Annotated in this window: 21 protein-coding genes, 1 pseudogene and 1 other annotated feature; all 22 genes and pseudogenes read right to left on the bottom strand. The window is 45.7% G+C overall.

Annotated elements, in window-relative coordinates; translation table 11 throughout:
• Window positions 1-71: 71 nt before the first annotated feature.
• A complete protein-coding gene (gene pheA / locus ACFPTP_RS12175) occupies window positions 72-953 on the bottom strand; it encodes a prephenate dehydratase (protein WP_381445248.1) in 882 nt (293 codons plus the stop codon).
• A 161-nt stretch (window positions 954-1114) separates the two neighbouring features.
• Window positions 1115-2236, bottom strand: a complete 1122-nt coding sequence (locus ACFPTP_RS12170) for an RNA-guided endonuclease InsQ/TnpB family protein (protein ID WP_381445246.1) — start codon at window positions 2234-2236, stop codon at window positions 1115-1117.
• Window positions 2199-2315, bottom strand: a pseudogene (locus ACFPTP_RS12165) (IS607 family transposase); the annotation flags it as partial. The gene ACFPTP_RS12170 and the pseudogene ACFPTP_RS12165, both read right to left, overlap by 38 nt.
• Before the next feature lie 125 nt (window positions 2316-2440).
• Window positions 2441-2896 carry an ACT domain-containing protein gene (locus tag ACFPTP_RS12160; RefSeq protein WP_381445244.1) on the bottom strand — a complete coding sequence of 152 codons (456 nt, stop codon included), beginning with the start codon at window positions 2894-2896 and terminating at the stop codon, window positions 2441-2443.
• A 162-nt stretch (window positions 2897-3058) separates the two neighbouring features.
• Window positions 3059-4351, bottom strand: coding sequence for a GTPase ObgE (gene obgE / locus ACFPTP_RS12155; protein WP_381445242.1), 1293 nt, complete (start codon window positions 4349-4351; stop codon window positions 3059-3061).
• 11 nt (window positions 4352-4362) lie between these two features.
• A complete protein-coding gene (locus tag ACFPTP_RS12150; protein ID WP_381445239.1) occupies window positions 4363-4881 on the bottom strand; it encodes a Spo0B domain-containing protein in 519 nt (172 codons plus the stop codon).
• Between the two features lie 115 nt (window positions 4882-4996).
• On the bottom strand, window positions 4997-5287 hold the full coding sequence (gene rpmA / locus ACFPTP_RS12145; RefSeq protein WP_041075331.1) for a 50S ribosomal protein L27: 291 nt from the start codon (window positions 5285-5287) through the stop codon (window positions 4997-4999).
• A 12-nt stretch (window positions 5288-5299) separates the two neighbouring features.
• Window positions 5300-5626, bottom strand: coding sequence for a ribosomal-processing cysteine protease Prp (locus tag ACFPTP_RS12140; RefSeq protein ID WP_381445236.1), 327 nt, complete (start codon window positions 5624-5626; stop codon window positions 5300-5302).
• Between the two features lie 6 nt (window positions 5627-5632).
• Window positions 5633-5941: a 50S ribosomal protein L21 gene (gene rplU / locus ACFPTP_RS12135; RefSeq protein ID WP_381445234.1), complete on the bottom strand. Its 309-nt coding sequence runs from the start codon at window positions 5939-5941 to the stop codon at window positions 5633-5635.
• A 13-nt stretch (window positions 5942-5954) separates the two neighbouring features.
• Window positions 5955-6028: a sequence feature (ribosomal protein L21 leader region), on the bottom strand.
• A 41-nt stretch (window positions 6029-6069) separates the two neighbouring features.
• Window positions 6070-6684, bottom strand: a complete 615-nt coding sequence (locus ACFPTP_RS12130; protein ID WP_381445232.1) for a metalloprotease — start codon at window positions 6682-6684, stop codon at window positions 6070-6072.
• Window positions 6681-7232, bottom strand: a complete 552-nt coding sequence (locus ACFPTP_RS12125; RefSeq protein ID WP_381445230.1) for a peptidoglycan DD-metalloendopeptidase family protein — start codon at window positions 7230-7232, stop codon at window positions 6681-6683. Before ACFPTP_RS12125 ends, ACFPTP_RS12130 begins: the two co-directional genes overlap by 4 nt.
• A gap of 134 nt (window positions 7233-7366) precedes the next feature.
• A complete protein-coding gene (gene minD, locus ACFPTP_RS12120) occupies window positions 7367-8164 on the bottom strand; it encodes a septum site-determining protein MinD (protein WP_381445228.1) in 798 nt (265 codons plus the stop codon).
• 1 nt (window position 8165) lies between these two features.
• Window positions 8166-8837: a septum site-determining protein MinC gene (minC, locus tag ACFPTP_RS12115; protein ID WP_381445464.1), complete on the bottom strand. Its 672-nt coding sequence runs from the start codon at window positions 8835-8837 to the stop codon at window positions 8166-8168.
• Window positions 8838-8864: 27 nt separating this feature from the next.
• On the bottom strand, window positions 8865-9383 hold the full coding sequence (gene mreD, locus ACFPTP_RS12110) for a rod shape-determining protein MreD (RefSeq protein WP_381445226.1): 519 nt from the start codon (window positions 9381-9383) through the stop codon (window positions 8865-8867).
• Window positions 9380-10276, bottom strand: coding sequence for a rod shape-determining protein MreC (gene mreC / locus ACFPTP_RS12105; protein ID WP_381445224.1), 897 nt, complete (start codon window positions 10274-10276; stop codon window positions 9380-9382). Before mreC ends, mreD begins: the two co-directional genes overlap by 4 nt.
• An 18-nt stretch (window positions 10277-10294) precedes the next feature.
• Window positions 10295-11311 (bottom strand): rod shape-determining protein, encoded by a 1017-nt coding sequence (locus ACFPTP_RS12100; protein ID WP_381445222.1) that lies wholly within the window; start codon window positions 11309-11311, stop codon window positions 10295-10297.
• Window positions 11312-11551: 240 nt separating this feature from the next.
• Complete coding sequence (radC, locus tag ACFPTP_RS12095; RefSeq protein ID WP_381445462.1) at window positions 11552-12229, bottom strand: RadC family protein; 678 nt, start codon at window positions 12227-12229, stop codon at window positions 11552-11554.
• Between the two features lie 28 nt (window positions 12230-12257).
• Window positions 12258-12857 carry a Maf family protein gene (locus ACFPTP_RS12090; protein WP_381445220.1) on the bottom strand — a complete coding sequence of 200 codons (600 nt, stop codon included), beginning with the start codon at window positions 12855-12857 and terminating at the stop codon, window positions 12258-12260.
• A gap of 96 nt (window positions 12858-12953) precedes the next feature.
• Entirely contained in the window at window positions 12954-13622 is a 669-nt protein-coding gene (locus ACFPTP_RS12085; protein WP_381445218.1) for a hypothetical protein, read from the bottom strand.
• 89 nt (window positions 13623-13711) lie between these two features.
• Window positions 13712-14467 carry a prepilin peptidase gene (locus ACFPTP_RS12080; RefSeq protein WP_381445216.1) on the bottom strand — a complete coding sequence of 252 codons (756 nt, stop codon included), beginning with the start codon at window positions 14465-14467 and terminating at the stop codon, window positions 13712-13714.
• Window positions 14464-15147, bottom strand: a complete 684-nt coding sequence (locus ACFPTP_RS12075; RefSeq protein ID WP_381445213.1) for a pilus assembly protein PilO — start codon at window positions 15145-15147, stop codon at window positions 14464-14466. Before ACFPTP_RS12075 ends, ACFPTP_RS12080 begins: the two co-directional genes overlap by 4 nt.
• The gene (locus tag ACFPTP_RS12070; protein WP_381445211.1) at window positions 15140-15757 is read right to left on the bottom strand and encodes a fimbrial assembly protein; all 618 of its coding nucleotides are present in this window, start codon (window positions 15755-15757) and stop codon (window positions 15140-15142) included. Before ACFPTP_RS12070 ends, ACFPTP_RS12075 begins: the two co-directional genes overlap by 8 nt.
• Window position 15758 lies beyond the last annotated feature (1 nt).

The following is a 15758-nucleotide window of genomic DNA, read 5'->3' as shown; positions in this document are numbered from 1 at the left end:
AAGGCTTGATTATTCATTCGAAAAATTGATGTCCGACAAGCTTCTTTCATTAAAAAACCTTCACGCTGAAATTAGCGTGAAGGTTTTTGTTCATAACTGAAATACGTGCCGAATGATCGTACAGTGACGTTTAGAGCGGCTAGCTCCTCAAGTGCCCCTTTCATCATCGGATGCTCTTCGTTTTCTAAAACATCAATAATGAAAAAATAATTTCCCAACCCGGTTTTCATCGGCCTGGATTCGATTTTACTTAAATTCAGCTTTCGCCATGCAAATACGGAAAGGATCTGATGGAGCACCCCTGAACGATCGTCCTCAGGCAACTTGACCATGAAAGTCGTTTTTGGCAATTCTGAATGGCCATGCACTTCCAATTGCCCTTTCCGCATGGATAAGACGACAAACCTCGTATGGTTGAAATGAAAATCATGGATATTCTTTTCTGCGATATGTAAGCCGTATTTTTTAGCTGCCAAACTGTTTCCGATCGCTGCAATGCAAAGCTCCGGATTTTCGGAAATATACTTTGCAGCTGCTGCGGTCGATGTCGTTTGAATCAATGGTATACGGCGGTAATGATATTGCAAATATTTATGACATTGCGCAAGAGCATGCGGATGGGAACGGACAGATTCGAGCTGTTCCAATGAATCCTTCCATTTTTCATTCACCATCATATGCTGCTCGATCGGTATCGAAATTTCTGCATTGATGAATAGCTCGCTTCCGTGGAAAAGATAATCGATTGTCATCGGAACGGAGCCTTCCAATGCATTTTCAAGCGGTACGATCGCATAGGCGACGCGTCCCTCTGTTACAGCTTCAATACAATCAGGTATTGTTGGCTGTGGCACCAGGCCATCTGTTCCAAAAAGATGTGTTGCCGCAACATGTGTAAATGAAGCTTCCGGCCCCAAATAGGCAACCGTCGGCGTATAACCCTGCTCGCTCATCCCAGTCCCGTTGCCAAAACCTTATAAAACCCTATAAAGTCTGTTTAATTCTTGCTTCATTCTGTCCGATTTTGCCGAAGCTACTTTCGTTTGGTCTAACAGTCCACAAGCGTAAATTCGGGTACAACGAACCCTACACATTAACAGCGTCTTGAAGGTGACTACACTGTTAATCTTCCATAGCACGCTAAATTTATAGACGCGTTTATATCCCGATCCAACTTCAGCCCACATTCACATGAATATACGCGGTCAGACAGTTTTAAATTGTTCTTAATCGTTCCGCACGATGAACACGTTTTCGAGGACGGATAAAAACGGTCAGCTTGAATGAATCCAATTCCATATTTCTCGCACTTGTATTTCATTTGGCGAATGAACTCATGGAATTTTTGGTTAGCGACTGCTTTTGAAAGATGGCGATTTTTCATCATACCATTCACATTCAAGTCCTCCATCACAACGTTGCCTGGTTTGGTTTTCACGATAGCATTCGTTGCTTGGTGGACATGATTGTATCGGATGTTTGCCAATCGTCTGTGCAGGTGTTGTATCTTTTTTTCGAGTTTTATTATGTTGCTTGTTTTGACGAAACGGTTTCCCTCCTTATTCATTTCGTATTTGCGGGAAACACTTCGTTGCAACCTACGCAAGCGTTTCTCACTCTTTCGAATTACCTTCGTTTTGTTGATGTTCTTGAATACTTGACCGTTGGAACAAACCGCCAACTCTTTAATCCCTATGTCAATTCCTATAATTTCATCAGTTAATTCTGGCTGTACAAATTCCTGTTCGATCCCTACGGAAATATACCAATATTTATTGTCAAAGCTGATTCTCGGATTGGTATACGTTACGCCAATGGGCAACTGTTCACTTGTCTTAATCCACCCTACTTTTTCAATCAAAACAAGTTTCTTTTTCACCTTCAATTTGGCGGTATCATTGTAAAAGGATGGCTTTGATCTTTTACGACTTTTGAATTTAGGGTACATTGCTTTCCCTTTAAAGAACCTTTGATAAGCATTGCAAGCATCCTTTATCGCCTGTTTCGTAACATTGTTCGACACATCAAATAACCAATTAAATGCCTCAGTTTGCTTTAGCTCTGTCAGCTCTTTTCGTAAATCTTTATTGGAAATAAATTTGTTTCCCTGGTTGAAGTGTTCTTGTTGTCTGTTCAAGGCCCAATTATAGGCCCATCTGGCAGTACCTACAGACTTCCATAATTGTTTTTCTTGTTCTTTAGTCGGCCGGAGTCTGATTTTCTTTGATAGAATCATTCTCTAACAACTCCTTAATCATCTTCTTAAGGTTGTTCGCCTGCTTTCCTTGGAGTCTACAACTAAACACTGCAAGTAATATCTATAACCACTTTTTGCAACAAGACGTATCTCCAGGCGCTAGATGCTCGGGTCATACAATCGGTGCCGCATGAAGGGACGCATTTGGATTGCGAACCTCCGCTGAGCAAGTACCCTCCGCTATTAAAGAGCTCCAGAACTAATCAAATGGACGGAATCGATGAAATTCGGAGCTTTCAACTTTTGCATGAATTCCTCCAATTTGATCGGCATCTCGGTTACATCGAGTGATAATGTAATATTCGCGCGTCCTTGTACTGGAATCGTCTGATGGATCGTCAGCACATTGCATTTCGCTTCCGATATGATCCGAAGAATTGTTGCGAGCGAGCCTTTCCGATCCTCCAGCTGGATGAAAATCGTCAAAACACGCTCCCGGGCGATCGACTCGAACGGGAAGACAGTATCCTTATATTTGTAGTAAGCACTTCGGGACAATCCGACCCGTTTCGTCGCTTCTTGGATTGTCCTTTCCTCCCCGCTCGCCAAAAGCCTTTTAGCCTCCAGCATCTTCAGCATCGATTCCGTTAGTACATCTTCCCTTACAAGATAAAACTGCCCTTCCCCCAATGGCTTCATTGAATGCCTCCTTGATTCAAAAGCGAAGGGTGGCGGTTAACTGCGACAGGCATAAGGCGGGTCTGCGAAACGGCGTATTTTGCCGTGCAGCAGAGCTGACTTATGACCCGAGTAGTTGCCACCCGAAGCTAGATGTTGGACAAATTAACGGTCGAAAACTCCTTATTCGAGGAATTCGAATTCAAAGTCGAGGATTCTGACCGTATCTCCGTCTTTAGCCCCTCGTTCGCGAAGCGCGTCATCGACACCCATTCCACGCAGTTGGCGCGCAAATTTACGCACAGATTGATCGAAGTTGAAATCTGTCATCTTGAATAGACGTTCAAGCGTATATCCTGACAGGACAAAGGCTCCATCATCGTCGCGTGTAATCTTGAAGTCTGCAGTTTCAGCTTCGTGTTTATAAAGAACAGAACGATTTTCATCCTCGTCCTCGATTTCATGCATCGGGAACTCCGGCGTCGTTTCAAGCAAGTCTGCAACTGCAAACAGCAGCTGATCCAAGCCTTCTCGAGTAATCGCAGAAATCGGGAAGATTAACGCCCCTTCATCATCAAGCTTTTCTTTGAACTGCTTCAAGTTTTCTTCAGCTTCAGGCATGTCCATTTTATTTGCAACGATGATTTGCGGACGCTCCATCAGGCGAAGATTGTATTTTTCCAACTCTTCGTTGATTGTAAGGAAATCCTCATACGGATCCCGTCCTTCCATGCCCGACATATCGACGACGTGAATGATGACCCTCGTCCGTTCGATATGGCGCAGGAATTGATGGCCGAGTCCAACGCCTTCATGCGCACCTTCGATTAGTCCTGGCAAATCGGCAAGAACAAAAGTCCTGCCGCCCTCAAGTTCCACCATTCCGAGATTCGGAACTAGCGTCGTGAAATGGTAATCGGCGATTTTCGGCTTGGCGGCCGATACGACGGATAATAATGTCGACTTTCCGACACTCGGGAATCCGACAAGGCCGGCATCTGCCAGTACTTTCAATTCAAGTGTGATTTCCCGCTCGACACCCGGCTCTCCCTTTTCCGAAAGCTCGGGGGCTGGGTTTTGCGGTGTTGCGAAACGTGAGTTTCCGCGCCCTCCACGACCGCCTTTAGCGATGACAGCCGTTTGCCCGTCCTCTACAAGGTCGGCGATGATTGTGCCGGTCTCGACATCCTTGACAATTGTACCCGGCGGAACTTTGACGACCATATCGACGCCGCCTTTTCCGTGCTTGTTTTTACTTCCTCCGTGCTCTCCGCGCGGGGCTTTGAAATGCCGCTGGTAGCGGAAATCCATAAGCGTCCGTAATCCTTCATCTACGATAAAGACGACGTCCCCGCCTTTTCCTCCGTCACCACCGGCAGGTCCTCCGTATGCAACATACTTCTCGCGGCGGAATGCGACCATTCCATCGCCTCCATCGCCGCCTTTAACATATACTTTAACGTGATCGACAAACATATTTTTTCCTCCTATCGTCCACTAACCGTGAACGTCCATTCCTTTTCCTGCAGGACGCCATTCACTTCAAACTCGCCATCCGTTTGTGGCATTGCCGGCGTTCCGGTGAGAGCCCCTTCGACTGTCAATTGAATCGACCATTGATCTTCAGTAGCTTTTACCGTGATATGAATGATATATTCATCCATCGGATCAACCGCTTGTTCGACAATGACGATCAATTGCTCCAAGTAATCGGCGATCTTCTCGTCATTCGCAGCACGGTTCCCGGCGATAATGCTGCTTTGCAACTTTTTCGTGAACACAGTATGCCTCCACTCGAATGTGCTGAGCCATATTTCCGTCTTCGGCAGACGGAGTTTTTCCAGCATGGATATGTTGCGCATTCGTTCAGTCGCTTCCAGCAATGTTCTTCGCGCTTCAGGCATTTTACCAAGATCTATATATAATAACATTAATTGCAGTTCATTCAAAAAATCATGGCGTGCAAACTTCAGTGCTTTTCCAATCGTCAGGTTTTCCGATTCCATTTTCTCACCGCCAAATGTTTCATATACTACAGTATAGCATCACTTTCACAAAATTCGTCAAAAATAAAAAAGGACTGCACGGTAAAATGCAGTCCTTTCAATGTTAGTAATAACATTAAGCTTCTTGAGCTACAGGGTACACGCTCACTTTTTTCTTGTCGCGGCCAAAGCGTTCGAAACGAACGACGCCGTCAACTTTCGCGAAAAGTGTATCGTCCCCGCCGCGGCCAACGTTTTCACCTGGGTGAATTTTTGTTCCGCGTTGGCGATAAAGGATAGAGCCGCCGGAAACGAATTGTCCATCAGCACGTTTAGCGCCAAGACGTTTCGATTCAGAGTCACGACCGTTCTTTGTAGAACCTACCCCTTTTTTCGATGCGAAAAACTGGAGATCCAAACGTAACATCAGTGCCACCTCCTATCGGTTGAAAATAAGTTTTATATGTTGCCCGTAATCTTGTTCGATCGTCTGTAATGAAACAATCATCGCCTTCACGATCAATTGGATTTCTTCGTCCTTCTCCGTTTCCGGAAAATCCACTTTCAAATAACCGCCGTCGGATCCTTGCTGGATATGAGGGGTTACGCCAGTGAGTGCGATGACGGCATTGACGGCTCCAAATGAAACCGCAGATGCGCCTGCACAGACGAGGTCTTTTCCATGTTCTGCGAAATCGGCATGGCCTTTCATCTCAAATGAGCTGATTCGGCCGGATGGTTGTTCATCAATAGTGATTTTGATCATGCCGGCTTACGCGTTGATGCCTTCGATGACAACTTTCGTGTATGGCTGACGATGACCTTGCTTTTTGTGGTAGTTCTTTTTCGGCTTGTATTTGAAAACCGTGATTTTCTTGCCGCGGCCATGCTTAACGATTTTACCAGTAACCGTTGCACCTTCCACGAATGGAGCGCCGACTTTCACGTCTTCTCCACCAACGAATAGAACTTTGTCGAATGTTACAGTTTCCTCAGCTTCGCCGACTACTTTCTCGATGTAGACTTCTTGGCCTTGTTCAACTTTGATTTGTTTTCCACCAGTTTCAATGATTGCGTACATACTTGCACCTCCTCAATAGACTCAGACTCGCCTTCAAAGGTGATCCTTTCGGATGCTTGTACCTTGTCAGTGCGGTTGTAGCACGGGTGCGCTACAAACAATAACATTAAAATATTACCACGCGGAGCTCATGGCGTCAACTGTTTTCTTTTTAATTCCTCATAGGCCTGTTCATATTTCCGGAACTTGAAAGCAGATATGTTTTGAAGCAATAAAAAGATTGCGAGGGCAAGAAAAAGGGCAGTCCCAGGAAGTCCCGGCAGGAGCGATACACTGACAGCTAGTAAAACGGCTATGGAATAGAGGAGAAAACCGGATCTCACTTTATATTTTCTCTTTTCTGTTTCAAGCATGGCACTGATGGCCTGTCCACCATCAAGCGGCAAAACAGGCAATAGATTGAGCGACAAGATCACTAGTTGGATGCGCGTGAATTGTTCATCTCCGGGAAAGTCAAAAAGCATTGATAGTAGGAGGAGAATCGCCGTCGCGGCAGGTCCACCGATTGCAACGGACACTCTTTGCTTTTTCCCATAGGTATGCCGGTCGGGTATTCGCAGTTCTCCTCCATAGGGCAAGATTGTACATGACCGGACTTTCATGCCTGATAATTTTGCGGCAAAAATATGGCCCGCCTCATGGAAGAGAAGGGATATGAAAACGAGAGCGTAAAACGCCAAGCCACCCGTAACCATCAGCACAAGGAAAAACGGTGCCAAAATAGGATGAAGGCGAAGTTTCATTTCTTATCTTCCGAGAAATAAGTAGCCAAAACCGCTGCCTCCAAAATGACCCCTTCCCGTTTTACTTTCAAGTAGATCGCCTCTTCATTCATTAAGGCGAGCGTGTCCCCCTTTTTCACAGTGGAATAAGGGAGCTTCGATATCGATCCCACAAATCCGTAAGTCACTTCGTCTCCGTCATCGTATAATACGGTGATTGTCTTTCCGGATTGCCGAGTAAATCCGGTGAAAACGATAAGCCCGTCCCCTTGAGCTGTAATCGGCATTGCATGGGCATAGGACGCAATTACACCCTCCTTATATGGCTGCATTGATTCGTAAGCAGCAATGGGAATCTCTTCTACAGGATCAGCAGAAACTGTGATCGTGTCCTCTTCCCGATCTCCGATGATGGAGGCCACCCATTTTTTCATGACAATGAAATCTTTGCCCGTCGTAATATATTGGGTAACAGGCTTGTTGATGACTCCAATCTCTTCCAATTTGGCAAAGCTGAATACACCAATCGCTAGTATGATTGCAATGAACCATTTTGTTTTCCATTTCACCCCGCCACACCACCTTTTTTCTCAGTATATGACGGGTGTACTATGAATATTATGGGCAAATGTCCAAGGTTCCTCTTTATTATCGCCGGTTCTAGTGTCGCAAAAAAAAGAACCCTTGATGTCAAGGGTTCAGGTTATTTAGCGAATAATGATTTCAGTTTTCCGAAGAATCCAGGCTTTCCTTCGTCCAGTGACATAAGCGGCACGGATTCGCCTAAAATGCGGCGAGCGATGTTCCGATAGCCGATTGCTGCCGGGTTCGAAGGGTCCATGACGACTGGTTCCCCTTTATTCGAAGAAGAAATGACTTTTTCATCATCAAGCACGATCCCTAGCAGATCGATTGATAAATGAGTCGTGATTTCATTGACATCCAATGCGTCTCCGCTATTGACGAGACGGCTCTTGATCCGATTGATGATCAGCTTCGGAGGCTCTATGTCCTCCTGCTCCAATAATCCGATGATCCGGTCTGCGTCCCTCACTGCGGAAATTTCGGGTGTTGTGACGACGATGGCACGATCCGCGCCTGCAACAGCATTTTTATAACCTTGCTCGATGCCTGCCGGGCAGTCGATTAAAATATAATCATATTCCCGTTTTAATTCGGTGATCAATTCTTTCATTTGTTCCGGTTCTACTGCATTTTTATCTGTAGTCTGGGCAGCCGGAAGTAAAAAGAGCCCATCTTCAAAACGCTTGTCCTTGACGAGCGCCTGGTGGATTTTGCATCGACCTGCAATCACATCGACGAGATCGTAAATGATACGGTTTTCAAGACCGAGGATGACATCCAGATTACGAAGGCCGATATCCGTATCAACAAGACATACCTTTTTTCCTTGTAGAGCCAATGCTGTCCCAAGATTTGCAGATGTCGTCGTTTTACCGACCCCACCTTTTCCAGACGTTATTACGATTGCTTCTCCCACACTAGCTCCCTCCTTTGAATGTTGACAGATTTGGCCGCAGAATCCGTAATTCCTGTAAACGGTCGATGGCAATGAAACCGTTCTGATGTATGTATGCACATTCCATTTCCGGCTGTTCCGACAAAATCGTCAGTTCATCAGTCATCGTTTCCAACTTATCCGCTATCATCAAATGCGTCGCTTCAAGCCAAGAAGCCGCAATGACCGCCTCTTCATTGCCATTTGCACCTGCATGGGCGATTCCTTTTAATCTACCTAATATATAAATGCTTCCCGCAGCCACTACACGACCGTTCGGATTGACATCGCCGATGACGACAAGATCGCCATCAGCCTTGACGACCTGCCCGGACCGGACAATGCCGATATAAGTTTCCGACTGATTTTCGAGCACTTTCCGATTGCATTCTTCAATCGAAATCACCTCGCTCTGAATCTTGGAAACTCGTAAATGCGGCGATTCGTGCACGACATTCATAATTTCCTTCAGTTCCTCTTCATTACAAAAGCGGTTTCCGGTATGGACTTTCACTTCCGCAAGCCCTTCCAGACTGTTTTCGCTGACTTTATTGCGAAGTTCTGCAATCATGTCCGAATAAGCGCATTTGTCGTCAAGTCGGAGGACAAGCCCGTCTTTTGTCCCTTTTATTGTTACATAGTGCTGTTTCGTCATCATTTGCTTCCCTCACAATTTCCTTGATTATATTCCGGCTTTTTGCAGTCCAAATTCATCGATCAACCGCTTAAATAAATAGCCGAACATCCCGACAAAGATAGAATTTGCGACCATAGTCGGCATTAGCCGAAGCACGATGAATTCTTCAAAACCGATTGCGGTCAATGCAATCAGGCTCGCGAAAAAGAATGACAGCAATTCAAGCAGCGCAACCATTGCCAACGATAAAAGCATGACTGTAATGATATGGCGATGGATTTGCCTAATGATCAAAGAAGCCAAATAACAAATCACCGGATATAAAAAAGTGTATACTCCAATAATATCAATGTGATACATATCATACAAGAGTCCAAGTACGATTCCGTAGAGGATTGCACGCCTGCGGCCATAGTAGGCTGTAATAAAAATAAGATAAACGATAACAAATCGGGGAACGAGCGTGTAAGATACGTCAGCGATCGATATTGGCGAGAAAAGGCTGAATACCGGTTCGAGGAAAAATAACACGACAGCAATAAGAGGGATAATGAACCTGATCACGATCCATCCTCCCCCTCTTCATCTTCACCAGGGACTATACCGTCTGTACCGCTCGTAACACCGGTTGACCTCTGTACGACCAACACATGATCCAACATGGAGAAATCAGCAGCCGGACGAATATAGGCTAACTTTGTCAACCCAAAATCATCCGTTGACACTTCGGTCACTTCCCCGATAAGCAAACCTTTCGGGAAAATTCCGCCTAAACCGGACGACTCGACCTTTTGTCCTTCCTTGACGTCAAAATTCGAATCGATGCGCTTCATTATCAATTCGCCACGTGCTGAATCATATCCTTCTATCAAGCCGAAAATCGCTTCTTCACCGGGAATGACAGCTGCAACCCGGAAATTGCTGTTTTCAGTCGATAACAGTTCCACTGTTGATGTGAAAGCAGTGACGAGAACGACTTTTCCAATGAGTCCGTTCGCAGTTATAACAGCCCTATTGAGCTGTACACCTGCAGTGGTGCCTTTATCAATAATAATTTTTTCTTCCCACTGATCGGGATTCCGGGAAATGACAGTTGCCTGAATCGGCTCGTAATCACGGAGACTATCTTCCTTGCCGACGATCTCACGCAGCTTTTTATTATCCGCTTTTACATCCGCCAGCTCCGCTTGAGTAGAGGCATATTCTTTTAATCGCGCTTTCAAGTGCTTGTTTTCTTCATATGTATTTAAAATACCATCGATTTTATCCAAAGTGCCTGTAATATAATGTGCCGGTTTCGAGAAAATCGATTGCCCGAAACCGACGACATCTTTCACTATTTGCTCAGGAAGAGTAGCGTTCTGCCTGTCTTTTAGGGAGAATGAAATCAATGCCACTAGGACGATGACGCCTATAAGTAATAAAATCAACCGTTTATTTGAAAAAAATCGCGGCATTGCCCAAATCCTCCCTCATTACCTAACTTGCATCTTTTTAATCACTTCGAAATTATCAAGCGCCTTGCCCGTTCCGATCGCAACGCAATCAAGCGGGTCTTCAGCGATAAAGACAGGCATATTCGTTTCATCCGAAATGACCTTGTCCAAGTTTTCAAGCAACGCTCCACCGCCAGTCAAGACGATTCCACGTTCCATGACATCCGCAGAAAGCTCAGGCGGAGTAGCTTCCAACGTTTTCCGAACGCCTTCAATAATTTGCGTAATGGATTCACGAAGCGCCTCAACGATTTCATCAGAAGAAATTTCCAAAGTTTTCGGTAGACCGGTCAAGAGATCACGGCCTCTGATGTCCATCTTTTCAGGTTTAGCAGAAACTCTTGCTGAACCGATTTCAATTTTAATAGCTTCTGCAGTACGTTCACCGATTGTCATATTATACGTTTTACGGATATAGCCGATGATTGCGCCGTCCATCGAGTCCCCGCCGACACGGATCGACTCGCTCGTTACGATGCCGCCTAGAGAAATGACTGCAACTTCCGTCGTACCGCCACCTATATCGACGACCATACTGCCCGTAGGTTCCCAAACTGGCAAATTGGCACCGATCGCAGCAGCAAACGGCTCTTCAATCGTAAAGGCATCCTTTGCCCCTGCTTGTCTTGCAGCGTCAATGACTGCGCGCTGTTCGACAGAGGTGATGCCGAATGGAACGCAAACCATGACGTTCGGTTTCTTCCATGCACTTCCTGCAGCTTTTGTCGCTTCTTTCAAATAATGCTCGATCATTGCTGTCGTAATTTCGAAGTCAGCAATGACGCCGTCCTTCATCGGGCGTGTTGCTACAATGGAGCCAGGTGTACGTCCAATCATGTTTTTAGCTGCTGAGCCCACTGCCACGATTTCATTCGTCACTGTATTTTTCGCTACGACAGACGGTTCCCTCAGAACAATCCCTTTACCTTTAATGAAAACTAATGTATTTGCTGTGCCGAGGTCAATCCCGACATCTCTTGATCCTAATCCAAACAAATCTGTTCTTCCTTTCTATTCGACCGCTTAATATGGTCTTCTTGAAATCATACACCACATTATAACGGATTGGAGAACAAATTCACAGTGTCAATAGCAATAGGATGGATTTTGATGCTATCGCCTTCCTTCTTCTTGCAACTGCCTGAAGGGCTCAGATTCCCTTCATACTGTGGGGTCAGGCGGCCCTTCCCCTTATCCATTTCAAAATAAATTAGTTACCAGTTTAGGAGTTATTTGCTAGCTCATATATCCTTTTTCCTTAAGACTTATGAAACGATGGTCACCAATGATGAGGTGGTCCAGCAACTCGATTCCGATAATGGACCCCGCTTCGACAAGGCGCCTTGTCACCTCGATGTCTTCCGGTGAAGGCGATGGATTGCCGCTTGGATGGTTATGCGCACAAATGATGGATGCGGCAGAGCGTTTCACCGCCTCGCGGAAAATTTCGCGAGGATGCACAATCGATGAATTCAAGCTGCCGATGAAAATTGTCTGTTTGTGCAGCACTTCATTTTTCACGTTCAAAAAAAGAACGACGAAATGCTCCTGAACGAGGGAGGACATATCCGTCATTAAATAAGCAGCAGCATCTTCCGGTGATTTGATGACATAGCGGCCTTCCGAATGCTTGCGGGAAATCCTCTTGCCGATTTCGACAGCGGCAAGAATTTGAACAGCTTTCGCTTGTCCCACGCCTTTTACAGCCATCATTTCTTCAACGTTCGCATCCTTCAAATCCTGGATTTTATCGAAAGACTTTAAAATCCTGTTGGCGAGCATCAGAACGGACTCTTCCTTTGTGCCTGTCCGCAGAAGGATGGCAATGAGCTCCTGGTTCGACAGGCTCCCCGCCCCTTGATGGATAAGTCTTTCACGGGGTCTATCCGCGATATGTACATCCCGGATCATCATCTGGTTCTTCACATCGATTGTCAAGGCATCATTCAGCCTCCTTCAACAGTACGATGCCTTCATTCCTCAATGTCTCCACCAATTTCGATAAAGGCAAGCCAACAACATTCAAATAGTCTCCATCCATTTTATCGACAAGGAGCGCACCAGCGGTTTGAATGCCATATCCTCCGGCCTTGTCCATCGGATCGCCGGAATCGACATATGAACGGATCAGCTGTTCGTCCAACTCCTTGAATGTCACTTTCGTTTCAACTGAAAAGACTTTCGATAATCCGTTCCCAAGAATACAGACACCCGTAAAGACAGAATGGGTCTTGCCGGAAAACGTTCTCAGGAAGCTTTCGGCCTGTTCCTTTGATGATGGTTTCGGATAAACCTCCCCGTCAAATACGACAATCGTGTCTGCGGCAATGGTGAATGCATCCGGTCTCCTTTCTGATACCGCTGCCCCCTTTTTGATCGCGAGCTTCTGGACATAGTCCGCAAAATCACCCTTCTTAAACTCAACCACTTCTTCAACATTGCTTGGCATCGTGTCGAACGGAATGCCAAGGTTACTTAGCAGCTCCTGTCTTCTAGGGGAGCCTGAAGCCAGGATAATCGCTCCTTTTGCAATGAATTCCATATAGACAACCTCCTTTTTCTTTATCTTACTTCAGAAGGAGGGGATTGGAAATTTTCAAAAATCGGCAAAAACTTGATTTTGCCCCCATTTCCCGGGTTAAAAATTGATTTTCACGCATCCGTCTTTATGTGTATAATTCGCAAGCAGCTTTAGGCGCACAATCCGTAAATCCGAGGTAAATGCAGTTATAGCTGCGATATTCTTACGAAAGTTGGCGATGTTTTCATCATCATCTTCCCCCTCCGCGATGGTTGTCAAAGTTTTAATTTTGGATAATTCGTTTTCAGAAAGTGAACCTCTTAATTTCCCAGCACCGACAGCGGAACAAGATGATGCATCTGCAAAAAATGGCTTCCTGAATGTCCCCTCATATTCGCTCACTTCGATTTCACTTTCCTGAATACCGACGGCGCTCCATACATAGAACTGTCCTCCAATTTCCAAAATGTCTGCTTTCGCTAAACTTGCATCTTGCGCCATAAACTCCCGCGCTGATTGGACGGTTGAAAACACGCCATGCTGTTTGGCAAACAGTTTGAGCGGGGCTTCTTCCATGGAAACTGCAGGACCGGATGTAGGGGTCGTTTCCGTTGAGGCAGGCGGATCTGTCACGACGGTTTCCTGTTCCGACGCCTTCTCTTTCCCTTGTCCATTCGTTCCAATAATCATGAAACCAACAATCGCTACTGCAGCAATTCCAATGATGACACCATGGAGCATCGCCATCGCGACTGTCACCTTTGAATATTTCTTCTTGAAATTCATTCCAGACCACCCCGTTTTTAGTAACCGTATCAAATCGGACATGAAAAAGAACAAGACGTATGTCGCCTTGTCCCAAATAATTTATCGACTTAAATGAATAATTGCTGATACCATTCGACAAATTCTGTTCCATAGAAATAGGTAATGACAGCTGCAGCCGCAATGGAAGGACCGAATGCGACAGGTGTCTTCCTCCCTTTCCCGGTTTTCTTCAGCACGTAAATACCGACGACTGAGCCGATCAGAGAAGCCAGGAACAACGTCAATAGCGTATTCGCTGTTCCAAGCACGAGCCCGATGACGAAGAACAACTTGATGTCTCCACCGCCCATACCGCCTTTCGACACGACCGCGATAAGATAGAGCACGGAAAAGCCGACTGCGGCACCTAACAGGCTATCCCACCAAGGAGATGTCGGAATGACCCATCGAAGGATCAACAGCGCGATGGCAAACGGCAGAATTACTCTGTCAGGAATGATCATATAGGCGATATCGGACACTGTGATGATGATAAGCAATGAAATGAACAGGATTGCAATGATCAATTCCAAGCTGAACCCGAATCGGACGTATGAATAAGCGAATAAAATGCCGGTTAAGAATTCCATCAATGGATAAACTGGACTTATTTTCAGTCCGCATCCCCTGCATTTTCCTCGTAAGGCGATATAAGACATGATTGGAATCAAATCAACCAGTCGCAGCCTGCGATTGCATTTCGTGCAATGGGAAGGCGGCGAGACGATCGATTCCTTTTTCGGCACACGGAGGCCGACGACGTTGAAAAAGGAGCCGAAAATACTGCCATATATGAAAAAAAGGATTATCCACACCATGTTCATTCACTATCACCCAATCCAGGGATTTTATTGATAGGCGTCGGGTCCTGTTTGCCCGCTGGTACAGGGGCATCCACTTTCGGCGCTTCATCTTCAAGATTCCCCAAATCCGGCCGGTAAAACGCATGGAAAGTGATAATTAACTCCATCGTATCGCCCTCTTGTTCGACTGTTCTCACTTCGTCCGGAGCAGTGAATTCGACGCGTTCCATAATAAATATCCGTTCCATCGATTCGATTTCTTCTATAAATCGATCAATCTGGCTATATGCCCCCCCTGCTAAATGCACCTCAGTAATGACGGCTTGTACATTTTCAACTTGATCGGGCGGGTTTTCGAATATCGGTTCTTCTAGAGCAAAATTCACTTCATGCACATATGCTCCCGATTTCACTTCTGCTTTCTGAACTTGAAGAAGGATTTGATCTTCAAGCGGCTTAACGGGCAGTTTCTCCTGCAATGGACGTGAGCTCGTTGCTCCAGTCTGGCTTTGCTGTGCCTCTTGACGTTGCAATGCATAAAGGATATCCCGTTCATTTGCCAGCATCTGCACAGACCGTTCATTCGTTTCTTTCGCAGGGGCGTAAATTTTAAAATATGAATACCCGGCAAGGACAACTAGAAAAACAATCGCCAAAACGAGAAGCCCCATCTCCTTCTGGCGCTTTGTCAAATTATTCATCGAAGTCATCCTCCTGCCCTTCCGTTTCTATCGGATCGTCAACTTCGACGACAAAGCTGCGTTCATCCACATATTCGATATGATAGGTCGCTTCGAAACGCGGAAGTGTCTGCAAATCTCTTTCTTCATCAAGTCTTTCAGCGACTAATGATTCCATTGTCGCGACTGACACGATTGTCGAAGATTTCATTCTCGTCAAATAATAGGCGGCATCGGACTTATCATCGAATTGAACAACGACCTTCGACTCATGAGGCGCTGTGAATTCAAACGACACAAAAAAACCTCGTTCCGGCAATAAAGCGATCAATTCACGCAACAAAGGCAATGTATCGAACCGGTAAGCTTCCGCCCATTCAACAGTCGATGCAAGTTTTTCCCGATCACTCACATCTGTTGATGGCTGCATGTTTTGCCGAACCGCCTCCTGGCTTGCATGCAAAGAGGCAATCTGTGATTCGACCCGGCCAGTCTCCTTCGACAAGGAAAGGGATAAGACAAAAAGAATCGCCCAAAAAAGAATAGCCGCACCTAAAACAACGAGTGCAGCAATAAGGAGCGTCGACCGCTCCCTCTCTTTTTCAGGCAATAGATTAATATCAACGAGCATG

It is taken from the genome of Sporosarcina koreensis (assembly GCF_042655825.1).
GTDB lineage: Bacteria > Bacillota > Bacilli > Bacillales_A > Planococcaceae > Sporosarcina > Sporosarcina koreensis.
Note: the sequence above shows the minus strand (reverse complement) of the source record. Positions and strands in the feature narration are given on the sequence as shown.